This is a genomic window from Variovorax sp. 01T439_2 (assembly GCF_056398445.1).
Map to the genome: position 1 here is coordinate 1 of NZ_JBFTPJ010001089.1, position 1791 is coordinate 1791.

Genomic DNA, 1791 nt, shown 5'->3' on the forward strand with positions numbered 1-1791 from the left:
CCACGCTCGACCCCGTCCTGACTGCGGCTGATGCGGCATTGCGCACCCTTTTTGCCCGGCCCCATGCAACAAGGGCCGCGCCCGCGCCGGCCCAGGCGCCGGGCGAGATGACCGATTCGGAGCGGCGCGAGGCCGGGGCATTGATGCGGGTGAACCACGTGGGCGAGGTTTGCGCCCAGGCGCTCTACACCGCGCAGGCCGCGGTGGCGCGCGACCCGGTCCTGCGGGCCCGCCTGCTCGAAGCCTCGCACGAAGAAACCGATCACCTGGCCTGGACGCGCCAGCGGCTGGACGAACTCGGCGCCCGGCCTTCCGTGCTGAACCCGCTCTGGTATGCGGGCGCTTTCGGCCTAGGCCTGGTGGCGGGGCGCCTGGGGGACCCGCTGAGCCTCGGGTTCGTCGCAGAAACCGAACGCCAGGTGGAAGCCCACCTGGAGAGCCATCTCGGCCGCCTGCCGGCCGCCGACAGTGCCTCCAGGGCCGTGGTCGAGCAGATGAAGATCGACGAAGCGCAGCACGCCGCGCAAGCCATCGATGCCGGCGCGGCGGAACTGCCGGCCCCGGCCAAGGCCCTGATGCGGCTCGCCTCCCGCGTGATGACCACGGTGGCGCACCGGATCTGAGGCCTCGCGGACTCAGGTTTCGATCAGGTCGAAGCTGGTGGTGATCTCGGCGGTCTTCGCGAGCATGATGCTGGCCGAGCAGTAGGTTTCGTGGCTCAGGGCAATCGCACGCTCGACGGCGGCCGCAGGAATGCCCTTGCCCGCCACCGTGAAATGCATGTGGATCTTGGTGAAGACCTTGGGATCCTTTTCCGCGCGCTCGCTGGTCAGCTTGACGCTGCAGCGCTCGACGCGGTGGCGGCCCCGCTTCAGGATCAGCACCACGTCATAGGCAGTGCAGCCACCCGTGCCCGCAAGCACGGTTTCCATGGGCCGGGCCGCCAGGTTCTGGCCGCCGTTCTCGGGTTTGGCGGCATCGGGCGCGCCGTCCATCATCAGGACATGGCCGCTGCCGGTTTCGGCCACGAAACCCATGGCCGATCGCGTTCCGGCATCGCCGGTCCAACTTACTGTGCATTCCATCTGTTCAGATCCATTCAGGGATGTTCAGCAAAAAATCACGCCGACATCCGTTGGTATGTGGGGAAATCGTCACTTGCTTGTTGCAACGCAACAAACAACCGATATACTTTATTTCATGGCGCATGAACCCGTGCGCACCGGTTGTCTCCTCCACCCTTCCAATTGGTGGATTTAGCCCCGAGCTGCAAGGCTCGGGGCTTTTTTCTTTGGGTTCCCCGGCGTTGCGGGCCCACTCTAGTTTTTGGCCCTGAAGGGCAGTTGCTCTGGCTGCCCTGGCTGTTGCCGGTGTTGCCTCGGCTCAGTCGTCCGTCACGCTGTTCGGCGTGGTCGACGCTTCGATCAGCGGCTATTCGAACAGCTCGCGCGACCTGAACCATGGCGTGACGTACAACGCCTTCGGCTTCCCGGTTGCCTATAACCCGTTCTACGTCAATCAGGGCAGCGTGCGGACCAGCAGCGTTGGCATGACCCATTCGGGCTACAACACCAGCCGCCTGGGCTTCCGCGGTACGGAAGACCTCGGTGGCGGCCTGGCCGCGAGCTTCTGGCTCGAAGCGCCGGTCGCCAACGACGATGGCAGTCAAGGCGTGGCCAATTTCTCCCGCCGTTCCACGGTGAGCCTGTCGGGTGGTTTCGGTGAAATCCGCCTCGGCCGCGACCTGACCCCCTCGTTCCACAACAACTCCACCTTCGATCCCTTCGGCAC

The 1791-nt window shown here is 65.5% G+C and carries 3 protein-coding genes; 2 read left to right on the forward strand and 1 reads right to left on the reverse strand.

The features are described from left to right. On the forward strand, positions 1 to 623 hold a 623-nt coding region (coq7, locus tag AC1DOC_RS32225), incomplete at its 5' end, for a 2-polyprenyl-3-methyl-6-methoxy-1,4-benzoquinone monooxygenase (protein ID WP_478131392.1). A 12-nt stretch (positions 624 to 635) separates the two neighbouring features. Here the strand turns inward: coq7 and AC1DOC_RS32230 are convergent. After that, complete coding sequence (locus tag AC1DOC_RS32230) at positions 636 to 1085, reverse strand: OsmC family protein (protein ID WP_012746235.1); 450 nt, start codon at positions 1083 to 1085, stop codon at positions 636 to 638. Positions 1086 to 1348: 263 nt separating this feature from the next. Here AC1DOC_RS32230 and AC1DOC_RS32235 point away from each other — a divergent pair. Further along, on the forward strand, positions 1349 to 1791 hold a 443-nt coding region (locus AC1DOC_RS32235; protein WP_478131393.1), incomplete at its 3' end, for a porin.